This window comes from Nocardia sp. NPDC004604 (assembly GCF_040609795.1).
GTDB lineage: Bacteria > Actinomycetota > Actinomycetes > Mycobacteriales > Mycobacteriaceae > Nocardia.
In genome coordinates, this window is sequence record NZ_JBEXLC010000041.1 from 1 (window position 1) to 15,737 (window position 15,737).

General features: G+C 66.9%; 10 protein-coding genes. 5 read left to right on the forward strand and 5 right to left on the reverse strand.

The features are described from left to right. Positions 1-89 precede the first annotated feature (89 nt). The 3 genes from ABZW16_RS16855 to aroQ form a co-directional block, all read right to left on the reverse strand. The gene (locus tag ABZW16_RS16855; RefSeq protein ID WP_354956739.1) at positions 90-1,559 is read right to left on the reverse strand and encodes a glutamate synthase subunit beta; all 1,470 of its coding nucleotides are present in this window, start codon (positions 1,557-1,559) and stop codon (positions 90-92) included. Continuing rightward, a complete protein-coding gene (gene gltB, locus ABZW16_RS16860) occupies positions 1,552-6,204 on the reverse strand; it encodes a glutamate synthase large subunit (protein ID WP_354956741.1) in 4,653 nt (1,550 codons plus the stop codon). The genes ABZW16_RS16855 and gltB overlap by 8 nt, the downstream gene beginning before the upstream one ends. Positions 6,205-6,973: 769 nt before the next feature. Next, on the reverse strand, positions 6,974-7,531 hold the full coding sequence (aroQ, locus tag ABZW16_RS16865) for a gamma subclass chorismate mutase AroQ (protein ID WP_354956743.1): 558 nt from the start codon (positions 7,529-7,531) through the stop codon (positions 6,974-6,976). A gap of 295 nt (positions 7,532-7,826) precedes the next feature. Between aroQ and ABZW16_RS16870 the strand changes: the two genes are divergently transcribed. Next, the gene (locus ABZW16_RS16870) at positions 7,827-9,638 is read left to right on the forward strand and encodes a DUF4407 domain-containing protein (RefSeq protein ID WP_354956745.1); all 1,812 of its coding nucleotides are present in this window, start codon (positions 7,827-7,829) and stop codon (positions 9,636-9,638) included. 29 nt (positions 9,639-9,667) lie between these two features. On the opposite strand, the gene ABZW16_RS16875 is transcribed toward ABZW16_RS16870, so the two are convergent. Together ABZW16_RS16875 and ABZW16_RS16880 are read right to left on the reverse strand one after the other, a co-directional pair. Beyond that, the gene (locus ABZW16_RS16875; RefSeq protein WP_354956829.1) at positions 9,668-10,132 is read right to left on the reverse strand and encodes a hypothetical protein; all 465 of its coding nucleotides are present in this window, start codon (positions 10,130-10,132) and stop codon (positions 9,668-9,670) included. A gap of 439 nt (positions 10,133-10,571) precedes the next feature. Next, on the reverse strand, positions 10,572-12,101 hold the full coding sequence (locus tag ABZW16_RS16880) for an MFS transporter (RefSeq protein ID WP_354956747.1): 1,530 nt from the start codon (positions 12,099-12,101) through the stop codon (positions 10,572-10,574). An 87-nt stretch (positions 12,102-12,188) separates the two neighbouring features. On the opposite strand from ABZW16_RS16880, the gene ABZW16_RS16885 reads away from it, so the two are divergent. From ABZW16_RS16885 to ABZW16_RS16900, 4 genes are all read left to right on the forward strand, one after another. After that, on the forward strand, positions 12,189-12,734 hold the full coding sequence (locus ABZW16_RS16885) for a TetR/AcrR family transcriptional regulator (protein WP_354956748.1): 546 nt from the start codon (positions 12,189-12,191) through the stop codon (positions 12,732-12,734). 63 nt (positions 12,735-12,797) lie between these two features. Then, positions 12,798-13,670: a hypothetical protein gene (locus tag ABZW16_RS16890; RefSeq protein WP_354956750.1), complete on the forward strand. Its 873-nt coding sequence runs from the start codon at positions 12,798-12,800 to the stop codon at positions 13,668-13,670. Next, entirely contained in the window at positions 13,667-14,755 is a 1,089-nt protein-coding gene (locus tag ABZW16_RS16895; protein WP_354956752.1) for a DUF4129 domain-containing protein, read from the forward strand. The genes ABZW16_RS16890 and ABZW16_RS16895 overlap by 4 nt, the downstream gene beginning before the upstream one ends. After that, positions 14,752-15,735, forward strand: coding sequence for a MoxR family ATPase (locus ABZW16_RS16900; protein WP_354956754.1), 984 nt, complete (start codon positions 14,752-14,754; stop codon positions 15,733-15,735). Before ABZW16_RS16895 ends, ABZW16_RS16900 begins: the two co-directional genes overlap by 4 nt. Positions 15,736-15,737: the final 2 nt, after the last annotated feature.

Genomic DNA, 15,737 nt, shown 5'->3' on the forward strand with positions numbered 1-15,737 from the left:
GGATCCTGCGGCAGTCGGCCGATCACCTCGTTGGCGCCGAGTTCGGCGAGCAGGTCGCCCGCATCGGTCGTGCTCCGGTAAGAGAGGTACTAGCGCTGGGCGACCGCCGTCGGGACGATCGGCGCGGGCAGCGCGGTCTCGCCTTCGAGGAACTTGTCGACCGCGGAGGCCGCGGCGCGACCCTCGGCAATGGCCCAGACGATCAGGGACTGGCCGCGGCCCATATCACCGGCGACGAAGACGCCGGGAATATTGGTCGCCCAGTTCTTATCGCGCTGGACATTGCCGCGCTGGTCGTAGCCGACACCCAAACCTTCGAGCAGGCCCGGCTTTTCGGGTCCGGTGAAGCCCATGGCGAGCAGCACCAGATCGGCCTCGAGGGTGAAGTCGGTGCCCTCGACCTTCTCGAAACGGCCGTTGACCATCTTGACCTCGTGCGCCTCCAGCGCGGTGACCTTGCCGTCCGCGCCGACGAAACGCTCGGTGTTCACGGAGAACACGCGCTCGCCGCCCTCCTCGTGCGCCGAGGAGACCCGGTACATGAGCGGGTAGGTCGGCCACGGAGTGGAGGAGGCACGCTCCTCCGGCGGCCGCGGCATGATCTCGAACTGGTGGATGCTGGCCGCACCCTGCCGGTGCGAGGTGCCCAGGCAGTCGGCGCCGGTGTCACCGCCACCGATGATGACGACCTTCTTGTCCTTCGCGTGGATCGGCGGCAGACCGTTCTCATCGGTGACATCGTCGCCGAGCTGCACTCGGTTGGCCCAGGGCAGGAAGTCCATCGCCTGGTGGATGCCGTCCAGATCACGGCCCGGAATCGGCAGGTCGCGGGCCAGGGTGGCGCCACCGGCGAGCACGATCGCATCGAACCGCGCGCGCAGTTCAACGGCGGTGATGTCGACACCGACGTTCACACCGGTCTTGAAGATGGTGCCCTCGGCCTCCATCTGCGCCAGCCGGCGGTCGATGAAGCGCTTCTCCATCTTGAATTCCGGGATGCCGTAGCGCAGCAGACCGCCGATGCGGTCGGCGCGCTCGAAGACGGTCACGGTGTGGCCGGCGCGGGTCAGCTGCTGTGCGGCAGCAAGACCGGCCGGACCGGAACCGACAACGGCGACCTTCTTACCGGTGAGGCGGGTCGGGTAGACCGGGGTCACCCAGCCCTCGTCGAAGGCGTTCTCGATGAGCTCGACCTCGACCTGCTTGATCGTCACCGGATCCTGGTTGATGCCGAGGACACAGGACGCCTCGCACGGCGCCGGACACAGCCGCCCGGTGAACTCCGGGAAGTTGTTGGTCGCGTGCAGCCGGTCGATGCCCTCCCGCCACTGGCCCTTGAAGACCAGGTCGTTCCACTCGGGGATGAGGTTGCCCAGCGGACAGCCGTTATGACAGAACGGAATACCGCAGTCCATGCACCGGCTGGCCTGCGTCTGCAGGGTCTGGTGCGAGAAATGCTGCTCGTAGACCTCTTTCCAGTCCATCAGGCGCAGCGGAACCGGACGACGCGTCGGCAGTTCCCGTTTGGTGTGCTTCAGAAATCCTTGCGGGTCAGCCACGTGCCGCCTCCATGATCGCCTCGTCAACGTCCGTGCCGTTCTTCTCGGCCTCGGAGATCGCGAGCAAAACTTTCTTGTATTCGCGCGGCATAACCTTCACGAAGTGGTTCACCTGCTGTGACCAGTCGCTCAGAATGCGTTCGGCGACAGCCGAACCCGTCTGGTCGCGGTGCTGGGTGACGATGTCGTGCAGCCAGGTGAAGTCGTCACCGGCGAGCTGCTCGACGGCATCGGCCTGCTCCGGGTTGAGCCTGGCCTCGAAGGTGCTGTTCGGGTCGTAGACGAACGCGACACCACCGGACATACCGGCGCCGAAGTTGCGGCCGGTCTCACCGAGGATGACCACCCGGCCACCGGTCATGTACTCGCAGCCGTGGTCACCGACGCCCTCGACCACCGCGGTGGCGCCCGAGTTGCGCACGGCGAACCGCTCGCCGACCACACCGTTGATGAACGCCTGACCACTGGTGGCGCCGAACAGGATCACGTTGCCCGCGATGATGTTCTGCTCCGCGACGAAGTCGGCCGGTGCGTTCAGCGACGGACGCACGATCAGGTGGCCGCCGGAGAGGCCCTTGCCCACATAGTCGTTCGCGTCGCCCTGCACCCGCAGCGTGATGCCGGCGGGCACGAAGGCGCCGAAGCTGTTGCCCGCGGAACCGGTGAAGGTGATGTCGATGGTGTCATCGGGCAGGCCCGCGCCACCATAGAGCTTGGTCACCTCGTGGCCGAGCATGGTGCCGACGGTGCGGTTCACGTTCGTGATCTTGGTTTCGAACTTCACCGCCTGGCCACGCTCGAGCGCATCGGCGCTCTGCGCGATCAACTGCACGTCCAGCGCCTTGTCCAGGCCGTGGTCCTGGGTCTTGGTGCAGTACCGGTCCTGACGCATGAAGGCCGTCTCGACATCGTCGAGGACCGGCGACAGGTCCAGCTTGCTGGCCTTCCAATGTTCCTTGGCCTTGGAGGTATCGAGCATATCGACCCGGCCGATGGCCTCGTCCAGGGTGCGGAAGCCCAGTTCCGCCAGCAGTTCCCGAACCTCTTCGGCGACGAACAGCATGAAGTTCTCGACGAATTCCGGCTTGCCGGTGAAGCGTTCGCGCAGCACCGGATTCTGCGTCGCGACACCGACGGGGCAGGTGTCGAGGTGGCAGACCCGCATCATGATGCAGCCCGAGACCACCAGCGGCGCGGTGGCGAAACCGAATTCCTCGGCACCGAGAAGCGCGGCGATCATCACGTCGCGGCCGGTCTTCATCTGGCCGTCGACCTGCACGACGATGCGGTCGCGAAGTCCGTTGAGCAGCAACGTCTGCTGGGTCTCGGCCAGACCGAGTTCCCACGGACCACCCGCATGCTTCAGCGAGGTCAGCGGCGAGGCGCCGGTGCCACCGTCGTGACCGGAGATCAGCACCACGTCCGCATGTGCCTTCGACACACCGGCCGCAACGGTGCCGACACCGGGCTCGGCAACAAGTTTCACGTGAATCCGCGCCTGCGGGTTCGCATTCTTCAGATCGTGGATCAGCTGCGCCAGATCCTCGATCGAATAGATGTCGTGGTGCGGCGGCGGCGAGATCAGGCCGACGCCCGGCGTCGAGTGCCGCACCTCGGCGACCCACGGGTACACCTTGTGCGCCGGGAGCTGGCCGCCCTCACCGGGCTTGGCGCCCTGCGCCATCTTGATCTGGATATCGGTGCAGTTGGTCAGGTAGTGCGCGGTGACACCGAAGCGACCCGAGGCGACCTGCTTGATCGCCGAACGCCGCCAGTCGCCGTTCTCCTCGACCTCGAAGCGCGCCGGATGTTCGCCGCCCTCACCGGAGTTCGAGCGACCACCGAGTCGGTTCATTGCGATCGCCAGGGTCTCGTGCGCCTCGGCGGAGATGGAGCCGTAGCTCATCGCACCGGTGGAGAACCGCCTGACGATGGCACTGGCGGGCTCGACCTCATCGATCGAAATCGGCTTGCGCTCACCGGTCTTGAACTTGAACAGGCCGCGCAGCGAGGCCAGCTGCTCGGACTGGTCGTCGACCATCTTGGTGTACTCCTTGAAGATGGAGTACTGACCGCTGCGGGTGGCGTGCTGCAGCTTGAAGACGGTGTCCGGGTTGAACAGGTGGTATTCGCCCTCGCGCCGCCACTGGTATTCGCCGCCCACCTCGAGCTCGCGGTGTGCGCGCTCGTTGCGGTTCTCCAGGAATGCCACGGTGTGCCGGGCCGCCACATCGGCGGCGATCTCGTCGAGGCCGATGCCGTCCAGATGCGAACGCAGGCCGGTGAAGTACTCGTTCACCAGTTCCTGTGACAGGCCGATGACCTGGAACAGCTGCGCACCGGTGTAGGAGGCGATGGTGGAGATGCCCATCTTGGACATCACCTTCAGCACGCCCTTGCTCGCGGCCTTGTTGTAGTTCGCGACGGCCTTGCCGTAGTCGGCGGCCAGATCGCCGGTGCTGCCCGGCATCTGGAGCCCACCGCGTTCGAGCAGATCCTCGATGGTCTCGAAGGCCATATACGGGTTGATCGCGGCCGCGCCGAAGCCGACCAGCATGGCCATGTGGTGCACCTCGCGGGCGTCACCGGCCTCGACGACAAGGCCGACCATGGTGCGGGTGCGCTCGCGCACCAGGTGGTGGTGCACCGACGAGGTCAGCAGCAGCGACGGGATCGGCGCCAGCTTCTCATTGGACTCGCGGTCGGACAGCACGATGATCCGCGCGCCGCCCTCGATCGCCGCGGAGATCTGGGTGTTGATGGCCTCGAGCGCCTTGCGCAGGCCCTTGCCACCCTTCTTCACCGGGTACAGACCGTGCACGACCACCGAGCGCAGCTCGGGATGCGAACCGTCGTCGTTGATGTGGATGAGCTTGGCCAGCTCATCGTTGTCCAGGATCGGCTGCGGGATGGTGATCTGGTGGCAGGACTCCGGTCCCGGATGCAGCAGATCGGCCTCCGGGCCGAGGGCCCGGCGCAGGCTGGTGACCACTTCCTCGCGGATCGCGTCCAGCGGCGGGTTGGTCACCTGTGCGAACAGCTGGGAGAAGTAGTCGAAGAGCAGGCGCGGGCGCGCGGAAAGGACCGCGATCGGGGTATCGGTACCCATCGAGCCGAGCGCCTCGCCGCCGGTCTTGGCCATTGGCGAGATCAGCAGGTTCAGCTCTTCATTGGTGTATCCGAAGATCTGCTGACGGATGAGCACGCGATCGTGCGACATGTGCACGTGCGGGCGGTCGGGCAGATCGGCCAGCTTGGTGACACCGGCGTCGAGCCACTCCTGGTAAGGGTGCTCGGCGGCGAGCTGGCTCTTGAGCTCCTCGTCGCCGACGATGCGGCCCTGTGAGGTATCGACCAGGAACATGCGGCCCGGCTGCAGCCGGACCTTCTTGACCACCTTGGCCGGATCGATATCGAGCACACCGACCTCGGAGGCCATGACGACCAGGCCGTCATCGGTGACCCAGATGCGGCTGGGCCGCAGGCCGTTGCGGTCGAGTACGGCGCCGACCACGGTGCCGTCGGTGAAGCACACCGATGCGGGGCCGTCCCACGGCTCCATCAGCATCGAGTGATAGCGGTAGAAGGCCCGCCGCTGCGGGTCCATGTTCTCGTTGCGTTCCCAGGCCTCGGGAATCATCATCAGCACCGCGTGGGGCAAGCTGCGGCCGCCGAGATGCAGCAGTTCCAGCACCTCGTCGAAGCGCGCGGTATCGCTCGCCCCCGGGGTACAGACGGGGAAGACCTTCTGCAGGCGGTTGTTGCCCGCCTCGTCGATGCCGAAGACATCCGAGCGCAGCAGCGCCTCGCGGGCCCGCATCCAGTTCTCGTTACCGGTGACGGTATTGATCTCACCGTTGTGCGCGACCCGGCGGAACGGATGGGCCAGCGGCCACGACGGGAAGGTGTTGGTGGAGAAGCGCGAGTGCACGATGCCGAGTGCGGACTCCACCCGGTCGTCCTGCAGGTCCAGGTAGAACGCGCGCAGCTGCGGCGTGGTGAACATGCCCTTGTAGACGAAGGTCTGACCGGACAGGCTCGGGAAGTACACCGACTCCTTGCCGACCGCGCCCTCACCCGCACCCGCCTTGCCGAGCTCGTGTTCGACGCGCTTGCGCACGACGTAGGCGCGGCGCTCCAGGTCCATACCCGACAGCTGTTCGGCCGAACCCTTCGGCGAGCCGATGAAGATCTGCCGGAAGGTCGGCATGGCATCACGGGCCAGGGCACCGAGGGTGGACTCGTCGGTGGGCACGTCGCGCCAGCCGAGCACGGCGAGGCCCTCGGATTCGACAATGCGCTCCAGGCCGTAGGCGGCCTTGGTCGCCTCGCGGCGGGCCTGCGGCAGGAAGGCGATACCGGTGGCGTACGAGCCCTCCGGCGGCAACTCGAAATCGACCACGGCGCGGAAGAACCGGTCCGGGACCTGGATCAGGATGCCCGCGCCGTCACCACTATTGGGTTCGGCACCTGCGGCACCGCGGTGCTCCAGATTCAACAGAGCCGTAATAGCCTTGTCGACGATGTCGCGGCTGCGGCGGCCGTACATGTCGACGACGAATGCGACACCGCAGGCGTCGTGCTCGTTCGCCGGGTCATAGAGCCCGATGGGTCCGGGGGACCTGTGGCCAGGAAGTTGCGTCATGCCTCTGCCTTCAAGAAAGTCGGCATCGATGAAATCGGCCTATGGGAAAGGGGGCCTTTCGTCGATTGCCTCCGTCAAGACTGCGCCTGTACGTTGCGAAACCAGCCGCGCTGATGGTCTTCTTCGTGCAGTCACGTCTCCAGTTGTCCACCCGCTGCTGTGACGTATGGGTGCTCGTCGGTAACGGAACGCTTACGTGTTCCTTACCTCCGCGCGGGTGCTCGCCCGCTACGCTTGGGCACCGGATTCACCGAGCCCGAGCAGGCGATAGTGCCGAACGTTATGTGTTCGGCGTAAGAGCAAACGATAAGTCAGGTCCGGGACCCAACCAACTTAGGTTGTGCTAATAACCAGCTTCAGCTGGGCTTCTTCAATCGGTCCTCCACGTGTGCGCGTTGTCCAGTGTAAAGCAGCGAATACGCCGGTATCGATCCCCTTGACACCCGGTGCCATCCAGCGACAACGGGCGGACGGGAAACCGCGGCGCGGCGCACAGCGCACCCGAGAACCTGCGCTCACCTGCACCGAAGTGGATTTCCCCTGCTTCCAACGGCGCAAACCCGATCCGCGGTGGCTAACCGGTCAGCGGGCCGGATGAGACATTTCAGACAGGGGCGTGACAGGCGCACGATCCGATCCGACCGTCCGGACTCTTTTGCTTTCTGTGGAATTCAGCACATTTCCAGCAATCGAATTCGAGTGGGATACAACACATTTCCGATCAGGGATATATCCGTGCCGAAATGCATGTGTCCTTCGTCACATCGAACTAAGGGCCGCACAGTGCGGCGGCCGCCCGGACCAGCGCGGCCTGATGCAATGCGTCGGCACGTCCCGAGGTCAGCACCCCGAAAACCGACGGTGCCAGCCGCTCGGCACAGTTCGGTCCGGTGAGCTCGGCGCGGCGCAGGGCGAGTTGGTCGACGATCTCCACATTGACCCGGTCGATCACCGGGCGCACGGCGGCCAGATCCGGCGGCGCGCTCGGCACCGCGGCCGGATCGAAGCGCCAGCGGGTGACCAGGCCGCGCTGGACGATCTTGTTGGCCTCGATCTGCCCGAAGAACACCTGACGGATCCAGGCTTCCGGTAGTCCGCGCTCGGCCCCGAGGCGCGCCATCGCGTCATATACCTGCGCTTCACGTACCGGATCGTCGATCGAGGGCTGGCCGCCGTTCTGCGCGGCCGCCGCCCATTTGGCCGCGGCCACGGCATCGGCGGTATCGAGGCGTTCGGTCACCAGCGCGACGATGCGATCCAGGGGCGGGCCGTCGTCGAGTGTCTGCGCGCGGCTGTCGGGCGCAGCCATCAGCAGCGCTGCCGCCACACACACCAAAACCCTTGCCGAGCCTCGGAAAAACATTCGCAACACCCCGTCCGCCTGCCGGTTCCGATCCGGTCACCTACGTCAGATTAAGGGTGAGCGCGCGCCCAAGTCCGGGTGGCAGACCAATTTCTGTGAGCCTGACCACATCCCCGGTGCCTCATTCGGTGTGTCGCCGCCGTGCCTGTCACGCTGTGACAACGAATCTGTGACAGTTTCGCGGATCGTTTCGAGCGACCTGCAAACAGTCGCTAGCTGTGCAGCCACCATGACTGGGATGTAGAGGATGTGGGGTCCCATGACAGTCACCGGCTTGTTCATCTGGCTCGGCGGAGGTCTCGGGCGCGAACAGGATGGGACAGAACTCGACTACCCGCATGAGCGGGCCGGATACGCGGTAACCGGGGCGGTCGTGCTGTTGTTCGCGGCGGTGGCCGGGCTGGTCACCACGCTCGCACTGGCCGCGGCCGATGCCATGCCGCTATTCGCGATCGTCCTCGTCGCGCTGGTCGTCGCACTGCTGACCGGTGCGCTGGCCCGCTCGCTGGCGACCGCGCGCCCCGCCAGCGGGCCGGACCGCCGCGGTCTGGCCGGACGGATCGTGGTCGCGGTCCTGGCCGGTGTGTTGATCGCCGAACTTGCCTCGACGGTGCTCTTCGGCGGCACCATCGACCGGTTGCTGGATGAAAAGGCCCAGCGTGCGGTCGATTCCGCCCCCGCGGTGGTCGCAGCGCACACCGAACTCGGGCGCAGTACGGCCGATCGAGCCGCGCTGGACCAGACGATTGCCAAGGCGCAGGCCGATATCGACCACGCACTGGTGATCGCCCGCTGCGAATACAACCCGACACCGGAATGCCCGCAGACCAGGATCACCGGTGTGCCGGGCCGCGGACCCGAATCGCAGACCGCCAATGACATGCTCGACGATGCACGCAAGCAACTGGCCGCGGCGCAGGGCCGGGTCGCCGGGTTGGATCAGCGGGTCGCCGATGACCAGAAGGCCGTCGCCGCGGCCGGTTCGGCCGCCTTCGCCGATGCCGATCGCGGCCTCGGCGCGCGCTGGCTGGTAATGAACGACTACACGACCGACGCGGCGGGTGCGTTCCTGCTGCGGGTGCTGACCATCGTCACCTTCGTCCTGCTCGCACTGCTGCCGCTGATCCTGCGGTGGTGGCGCGGCGAGACCTCGTTCGATCGGCGTCTGGCCTACCGCACCGTGCAGGACCAAGCCGAACGCAGCGCCGATGCCGCCATCGCGGTCAAGCGCGCCGAGGTGCGGGTCGAGGCCGAAAATCTGCGTGCCGAACAACAGCTGACCGCCGCCCGACTTGCCGTCGAGGCCGATGCCGCCATCGATCGGGAGCACCAGCGCACCCGGATCATCGCCGCCATCGGCGGACTGGAGATCGGCATTACCGAGCCGCAACGCCTGGATGAAAACCAGCGTCGTGGCGAACTATCAGCCGCAACGGCTGGCAACCGAGAGGAAGGCCCCGTGTCTCAGGAGGGCATCGTGACACCGAACCTACCGGCCACCGTCAGCGCGGGGGCGCTGGCGCCGACCAGCGGAGCCGGTGCGGTGGTGCCGCATGTCGCGTCGAGCGCACCTACCGCGCCCAAGGGCGGCGGACTGGAACTTCCGCTGATCGGCACCGTGCCGTTCACCGATACCGCGGCCCGCTTGATCCGGCCGCTGGTCCCCTCGTTCGTCGCGAATGCGATCGACACCGCCACCCACCCGCTGCGCACCGCGCGGCAGGCCTTCGAAGAGGTCGAGGAGATCACCTTCACCCTGCGCCGCACCCGCAAGGTGACCGTGGACAGCCAGGATTCGCATGCACCGGCCGTGGGTCACCCCGCTGCGCCCGGCTACCAACTGCCGCCCGGCACACCCGATTCCTGGCACGCCCAGCGCGTGGCCGCCACCGTCGTCGACGCGGACTACCCGCAGTACGCACCGGATCCGCGCTACTCGGCCCTACCCCCAACCGCCGCACCCCAGGGCTACGGCCTTCCCCCAACCGAGCGCCACGGCGAACTCCCGGCCCGCGAACACAACGAACTTTCCGGCCGCCGGGGCCCGCGAGAACTCCCGCCCGCCAACTGACCTGCCACCGAGACGGGTCCGACGCGGACTCATCTGATCGGCCGGTCGCCGATCCGTTCCAGCAGACCGATGAACGGGCTGAGCGGTTGGTTCGATGCCTGTGCACGGCAGCGGCGGTGGACGGCAGATTTAGGGCCGAACTGCGTCGCCTGCTGCTCATGTGCCCCGCCGGACTTTGTACGGACGGCCGTTGACGCACCGTGCGCTCCAAGGCGCGAGACAACTTCGGATCGGCCAGGCCGCGAACAGTTCCGATGCGAGTGCTGCTCCGAAACCGCCTGACCGCGCGGGCGCACGACTTCATCGCCGCCATCGGCGTGGCCGCGGGTTGCGTCGGCGCCGGTAATGTCGGCGCGCACCAGCGCAACGAATTCACCGTCATCGGCAACGCGGTCGATGAGGCTGCGCGCCTCTGCGAACTCACCAAGAAGGATCCGCAACGCCTGGTCACGTCGGAAGCCACCGTCGCTGGCGAATTGGCCGAGACGCGACATTGGCGAGTCCGTCACGCTGTGCGAGCGCGTCACGTCGACTCGATTGAGACTGCCGGAGCCGGATCAGCCCGTCGGTACTGCATAACCGGATCCGCACCCGTTATCCGATATTGGACATATCCACGGAACCGGACAGCTGTTCTGAACCGGACAGCACTACCGGAGAATGGTATAGCAGCTGGTCAGCATCATGGTTCAGGACGCGAGACGGCATCTCGGCGCCCTTAGATCGAGAAAACGATTCAGACCGGTCGGCTTGCTATATGACATCGCCCCCGCTCCGGAAGACGGAACAGGGGCGAAATCTCCACCGCGCCAGGCCGACGAGACGTCCATAGCCGGAATGCGATCACCGCAGCGATCAGGTACCGGCCATACCAATGGCGGCGATATCGACATCCGCAGACGACGGCCCGTGCATCGATTCATTTGGCCCGAACTACACACGAACCGTACGCAGCCGGAACGCGACCACCGCAGCGATCAGCAGCACCACGGCCATGCCGATCGCGGCGACGTGGACGCCGGAGACGAAGGCCTCGTGCGCTGAGTCCAGGAATCCATTCGTCACCGATTCCGGTAGCTGACGGGCGAATTCCGTGGCGCCGCCGAGGGATTCCGAAGCCGTGCCGATCTGGTCGCCCGGCACCTGGGACAGATCGAGTCCGCCGCGGAAAACCGCCATGGTCACGCTGCCGAGCACCGCGACACCGAGTGCGATACCGGCCTCATAGGCGGTCTCCGATACCGCGGCGGCCGCACCGGCCCGCTCCGCCGGAGCCGAGCTGACCACCAGATCCGACGAAACCGTCAGCGCCACACCGACACCCGCACCGATGCACAGGAACCCGAGGACGAACGGCACCGTACTGGTCGCCGACTCCGGACTCAGCCACAGCAACAGCACCGAACCGACCGCGGCGAGCATCAGCGCACCGCCGAGCACCGCACCGGGACGCAGCACCCGAACCAACCACGCCGCCGCCAGTGCGGCGAACACACTGGCCGCGAGTCCGGGCAGCAGGAGCAGTCCGGCCCGCATCGGTGAATGGCCCAGTACCAGTTGGAGGTACTGCGAGCCGGAGAACAGCACACCGGCCAGCGCGAACACCGCGAGCAGGTTGGTGAGGACCGCGGTGCGGAACCTGGGCAGTGCGAACAGCTTCAGATCGATCATCGGATGTGCGAGACCGCGCTGCCTGCGCACGAACAGCACACCGGCGAGCACACCGATCGCACCGATTACCGACAGTCGCACATTGATTCCGTGCGCCGCGGATTCCTTGACCGCGTACACCACCGGCACCAGCGCCAGCATGGACAGCGCCGCGCTCGGCAGATCGAAGGGCCCCGGCCGTGGGTCGCGGGATTCCGGAATGAGCACCGGACCGACCGCGAGCAGCACCAGCATGACCGGCAGGTTCACCAGGAATACCGAACCCCACCAGTAGTGCTCGAGCAGCCAGCCGCCGAGTAGCGGACCCGCCGCCGCGCCACCACCGGCCATCGCGGCCCAGACCGAAATGGCGACGGTGCGCTGCCGCGGATCCAGGAACATCGACCGGATCAGACCCAGCGTCGCGGGCATCAGGGTCGCACCCGCGACACCTTGCAGCACGCGCGCGGCAATGAGCATTTCCGGACTCACCGACCAAGCGGCCAGCGTCGAGGCGAGTCCGAAGCCGACGGCGCCGAACAGCAGCAGTCGGCGCCGTCCGATCCGGTCGCCGAGATTGCCCATGACGACCAGCAGTCCGGCCAGAACGAACGAGTACACGTCGATGATCCACAGCAGCTGCGGTGTGCTCGGCGCCAATTCCGCGCTGATCGCGGGCACCGCGAGGTCGAGCACGGTCGCATCGACGGCGAGCAGCAGCAGGGCGAGCGCAAGTACGGCTAGGCCCGCCCAATCACGCATGGTGGCGCGCGGCGGGGCGAGCCCGGCCCCGGTGTCCTTCAGTGTGGTCATCGCCTTCTCGATTTCCGTCGTGGGTCTTCTTACCGTCCAGACGGTACAGTGAATCAACCTTACCGTCCAGCCGGTATAGTCACGGACGTGACGGCAAACACTCGCGACCGGATCCTGGACGCGCTCGAAACCCTGCTGCTGGAAAAGGGGATGTCCCAGGTGACCCTGGACAACGTCGCCGCGACCGCCGGGGTCTCCAAGGGCGGGCTGCTGTATCACTTCAAGAGCAAGGACGCCCTGCTCGCTGGTCTGGTGCGCCGACTCGGCGAACGCGCGGAACAACAACTCGACGCCGCCGTCGCCAAGGGCACGCCGGTCGCCGAGTGGTACCTGCAGACCCCGAATCCGGGCAATGCCGCGGACGCACTGGAACTGGCGCTCTTCCGGTCGATGGTCGCGGCCATGCGCACCATCGATGCCCATTCCGGACCGGAGACCGATGAGGTGCAGCAGGCGCTGTCCGACATGATGGACAGCTGGTCGGACGGGCTGGACAAGGACATCGACGATCCGGTGCGGGCCGACATCATCCGGTTGGTCGGCGACGGTGTCTATTTGCGGGCTCTGCTCGGCCTGCCGCAGGTCGCCCCGGCGCGCTATCGGAAGGTCGTGGACCGATTGCTCGAGCGTTGACCCGACGCAGGATCGGTAGGTTGCGCCCTGCCTGGCAGGTCGCCGACGGCTAGACTCGGCCGCGTGCTACCCGCCGCCGAGTCGGCCGGTGCCGTCGGGGCGGGGAACGATCCGGTGCCAGGGTCCCCTGGAACGACGGTGCCGATCCGCCCATTGAGCTTCCGCGAACTCCTGGACGAGCCGTTCGCGCTGATCCAGGCGAATATCGTGGTGCTGGCCGGTACCACCGCGATCGGGCTGGTCCTCGCCGAGCTGGTGGTCGTCGGGATCACCGGCGGGATTTCCTCGCTGACCGACGGCTCCGATGCGGGCACCGCATGGGCGGCGATCCTGGCCACGGCGGCATGTGCCTGGCTGCTGCGGTTCCTGCTGCGCGGCATGACGGTCGCCGTCGGGCTGGCGACGGTCGCCCGGTCTCCGATCAAGTGGCGCACCGCGCTCGGCCGGGTGGCTGCGGTCGCGGGTCCGCTGCTGGTGTTCCAGGTGATGTACACCCTGGTCGGCGTCGGTGTACTGGTCGGCGGCAGCATTCTGATCATTACCTATCCGCTCGCGTTGATCTGGCTCGGCTATCTGCGGGCCGGACGGTTCGTCGCGGTGCCGGTCATCTTTGTCGAGCGGACTACCCACGCCGGGGCAGTCGCGCGCTCGAAACTGCTGGTCGAGGGTGCGCAGTCGTCGATAACCGGGCTGTGGCTCGCCTGCCGCGCGCTGCTGGTCCTGATTGCCGTGCCGCTGCTCGGCATTCCGTGGTATCTCGCGGATTTCACCGGCACCCATCGCTGGCAGGTCATCGTGCTGCTCACCTCGGCGGCGCTATTGATCATCGCCTTTGGTGAGGTCGTCGAGTCGGCGACGCGGGTGGTCTCGTATGTGGATCGCCGGTGCCGTCGCGAGGGGCTGGATATCCGGGTTCCCGGGACGGAAAAGCGATGAGCGAAGCATCGGGGAGCGGTGGTGGCCGGGCGTCGGACCGCACCGAACGCATATCGGGCGAGCCCGCAGCACCGCCGCCGCCGCGTCTGGGTCCCGCGGACGATCACCGCGACGCCGCCGAGAACGCCGCGCTGCACCGCGATTTCGACACCGCGCTGCGCGAGCGATTCCGCGCGTTGCTGCGCGGCCTCGAACAGCGCGGCATGCTCGAGGTGCGCCGCTCGCGGACCGCGCGGGAAACCGCGGACGATGCGACAACCGCGCTGTCGCTCGAGGCCGCGAGCGAATTACATCCGGCCGCACACAGTTTCGACGAGGTCGTCTATGGCGGCCGCCGCGCAACCGAGGACGAATACCGCCGACTCGAATCCGCCGACCGCTACTCCCGCAGCGCACCACCGCCAGCACCGGAACCGGCCGAGGCGACGGTCACCGAAAAGACCAAGACCCGTCGACAACTTCCGCCGCTGCCCGATCTGCTGCGCAATCCGAAATTCTGGGCGGCGCTGCTCGCCGCCGTCGCGCTGGTCGTACTGCTGTACGCCGTGTTGAATTCGTGCGCCGCGCCCGCACCGCACAAGCCGACGCCGCCGGATCTGCCGCCGCCGAAACATCCCGACCACTACCCGGATGACAACCGCGACGATTCGGGCTTCGGCACTGGAAAGGACTCCATATTCGGCAGACTGCCCGCACCGCTGGCCTTCGGCGGACTCCAATTCCTCATCGCCGCCGCACTTGTGGTGTGGTGGCGGGCCCGGCGCCGTGGTGCGCTGGTCGGTGAACCGAGGCCGGTCGAGGTGGCGGCGAATGAACTGCTCGGCGGCCAGGCCGCGCTGTATCGCCGGTCGAAGGACCACGAACACGTCGCCGCCCGGCTGCGCGCCGCGACGCTGCGCCGCATCCGCCCGATGCTCGGCATCGGCGCCGATATCACAGCGGATCGACTGGTCGCGACCATCGCCGAGCGCACCAGATCCGATCCGGCCATGATCGGCGCCGCACTGTACGGACCGGTGCCCGATGCGAGCACCCTGCAACTCGTTGCCACACAACTCGAATGGATAGAGGCGGAGGTCGGATGACCAGCACGGACACCAACCACATCCCCACCGCCGAGGAGGCGGGCGCCGCATTCTCCGCGCTGCGTGCCGAAATCGGCAAGGCGGTGATCGGCAACGACAACGCGATCATGTACCTGGTGCTCGCACTGCTCTGCCGCGGCCATGTACTGCTGGAAGGTGTACCGGGCGTGGCGAAGACGCTGCTGGTGCGGGCACTCGCGACGGCTCTCGATCTGGAACACGCCAGGGTCCAGTTCACCCCCGACCTGATGCCGGGTGATGTGACCGGTTCGCAGATCTACGACCCGCATACCACCGAATTCACCTTCCGACAGGGGCCGGTCTTCACCAATCTGCTGCTCGCCGACGAGATCAACCGCACGCCGCCGAAGACCCAATCGGCGCTGCTGGAATCCATGGAGGAGCGCCAGGTTTCGGTGGACGGCAAGCCGCGGCCGCTGCCGGACCCATTCGTGGTGGTGGCCACCCAGAACCCGATCGAACAGGAGGGCACCTATCCGCTGCCGGAGGCGCAGCTGGACCGGTTCCTGTTCAAGGTCGATATCCAATTGCCCGGTCGCGATGACGAATTCCGCATTCTGCAGCGGCATGCGGGTGGCTTCGATCCGCGTGATCTGGCCGCCGCCGGTCTGCGCCCGGTCGCGGGTCCAGCGCATATCGCCGCGGCGCGGGCGGCGATCACCCGGGTCACCATCAGCCCCGAGGTGCTCGCCTACACGGTGGACATCTGCCGGGCCACCCGTAACTCCCCCGCGGTACAGCACGGCGCGTCCACCCGAGGCGCGACGGCGTTGATGGCCGCCGCACGCGCCTTCGCCTGGCTGAACGGTCGCGGCTACGTCACCCCGGACGACGTGAAATCGGTTGCGGTGGCGGCTCTTCGGCACCGCCTGCACCTGCGGCCCGAGGCGGAGTTGGACGGTGTGACGACCGAGGGTGTCATGTCGTCGCTGCTGCTGTCGGTTCCGGTTCCGGTGTAGCC

Coding starts and splice junctions, on each gene's coding strand:
- gltB (WP_354956741.1), bottom strand. CDS start 6,204: ATGACGCAACTTCCTGGCCACAGGTCCCCCGGACCCATCGGGCTCTAT.
- ABZW16_RS16870 (WP_354956745.1), top strand. CDS start 7,827: ATGACAGTCACCGGCTTGTTCATCTGGCTCGGCGGAGGTCTCGGGCGC.
- ABZW16_RS16875 (WP_354956829.1), bottom strand. CDS start 10,132: ATGTCGCGTCTCGGCCAATTCGCCAGCGACGGTGGCTTCCGACGTGAC.
- ABZW16_RS16880 (WP_354956747.1), bottom strand. CDS start 12,101: ATGACCACACTGAAGGACACCGGGGCCGGGCTCGCCCCGCCGCGCGCC.
- ABZW16_RS16895 (WP_354956752.1), top strand. CDS start 13,667: ATGAGCGAAGCATCGGGGAGCGGTGGTGGCCGGGCGTCGGACCGCACC.
- ABZW16_RS16900 (WP_354956754.1), top strand. CDS start 14,752: ATGACCAGCACGGACACCAACCACATCCCCACCGCCGAGGAGGCGGGC.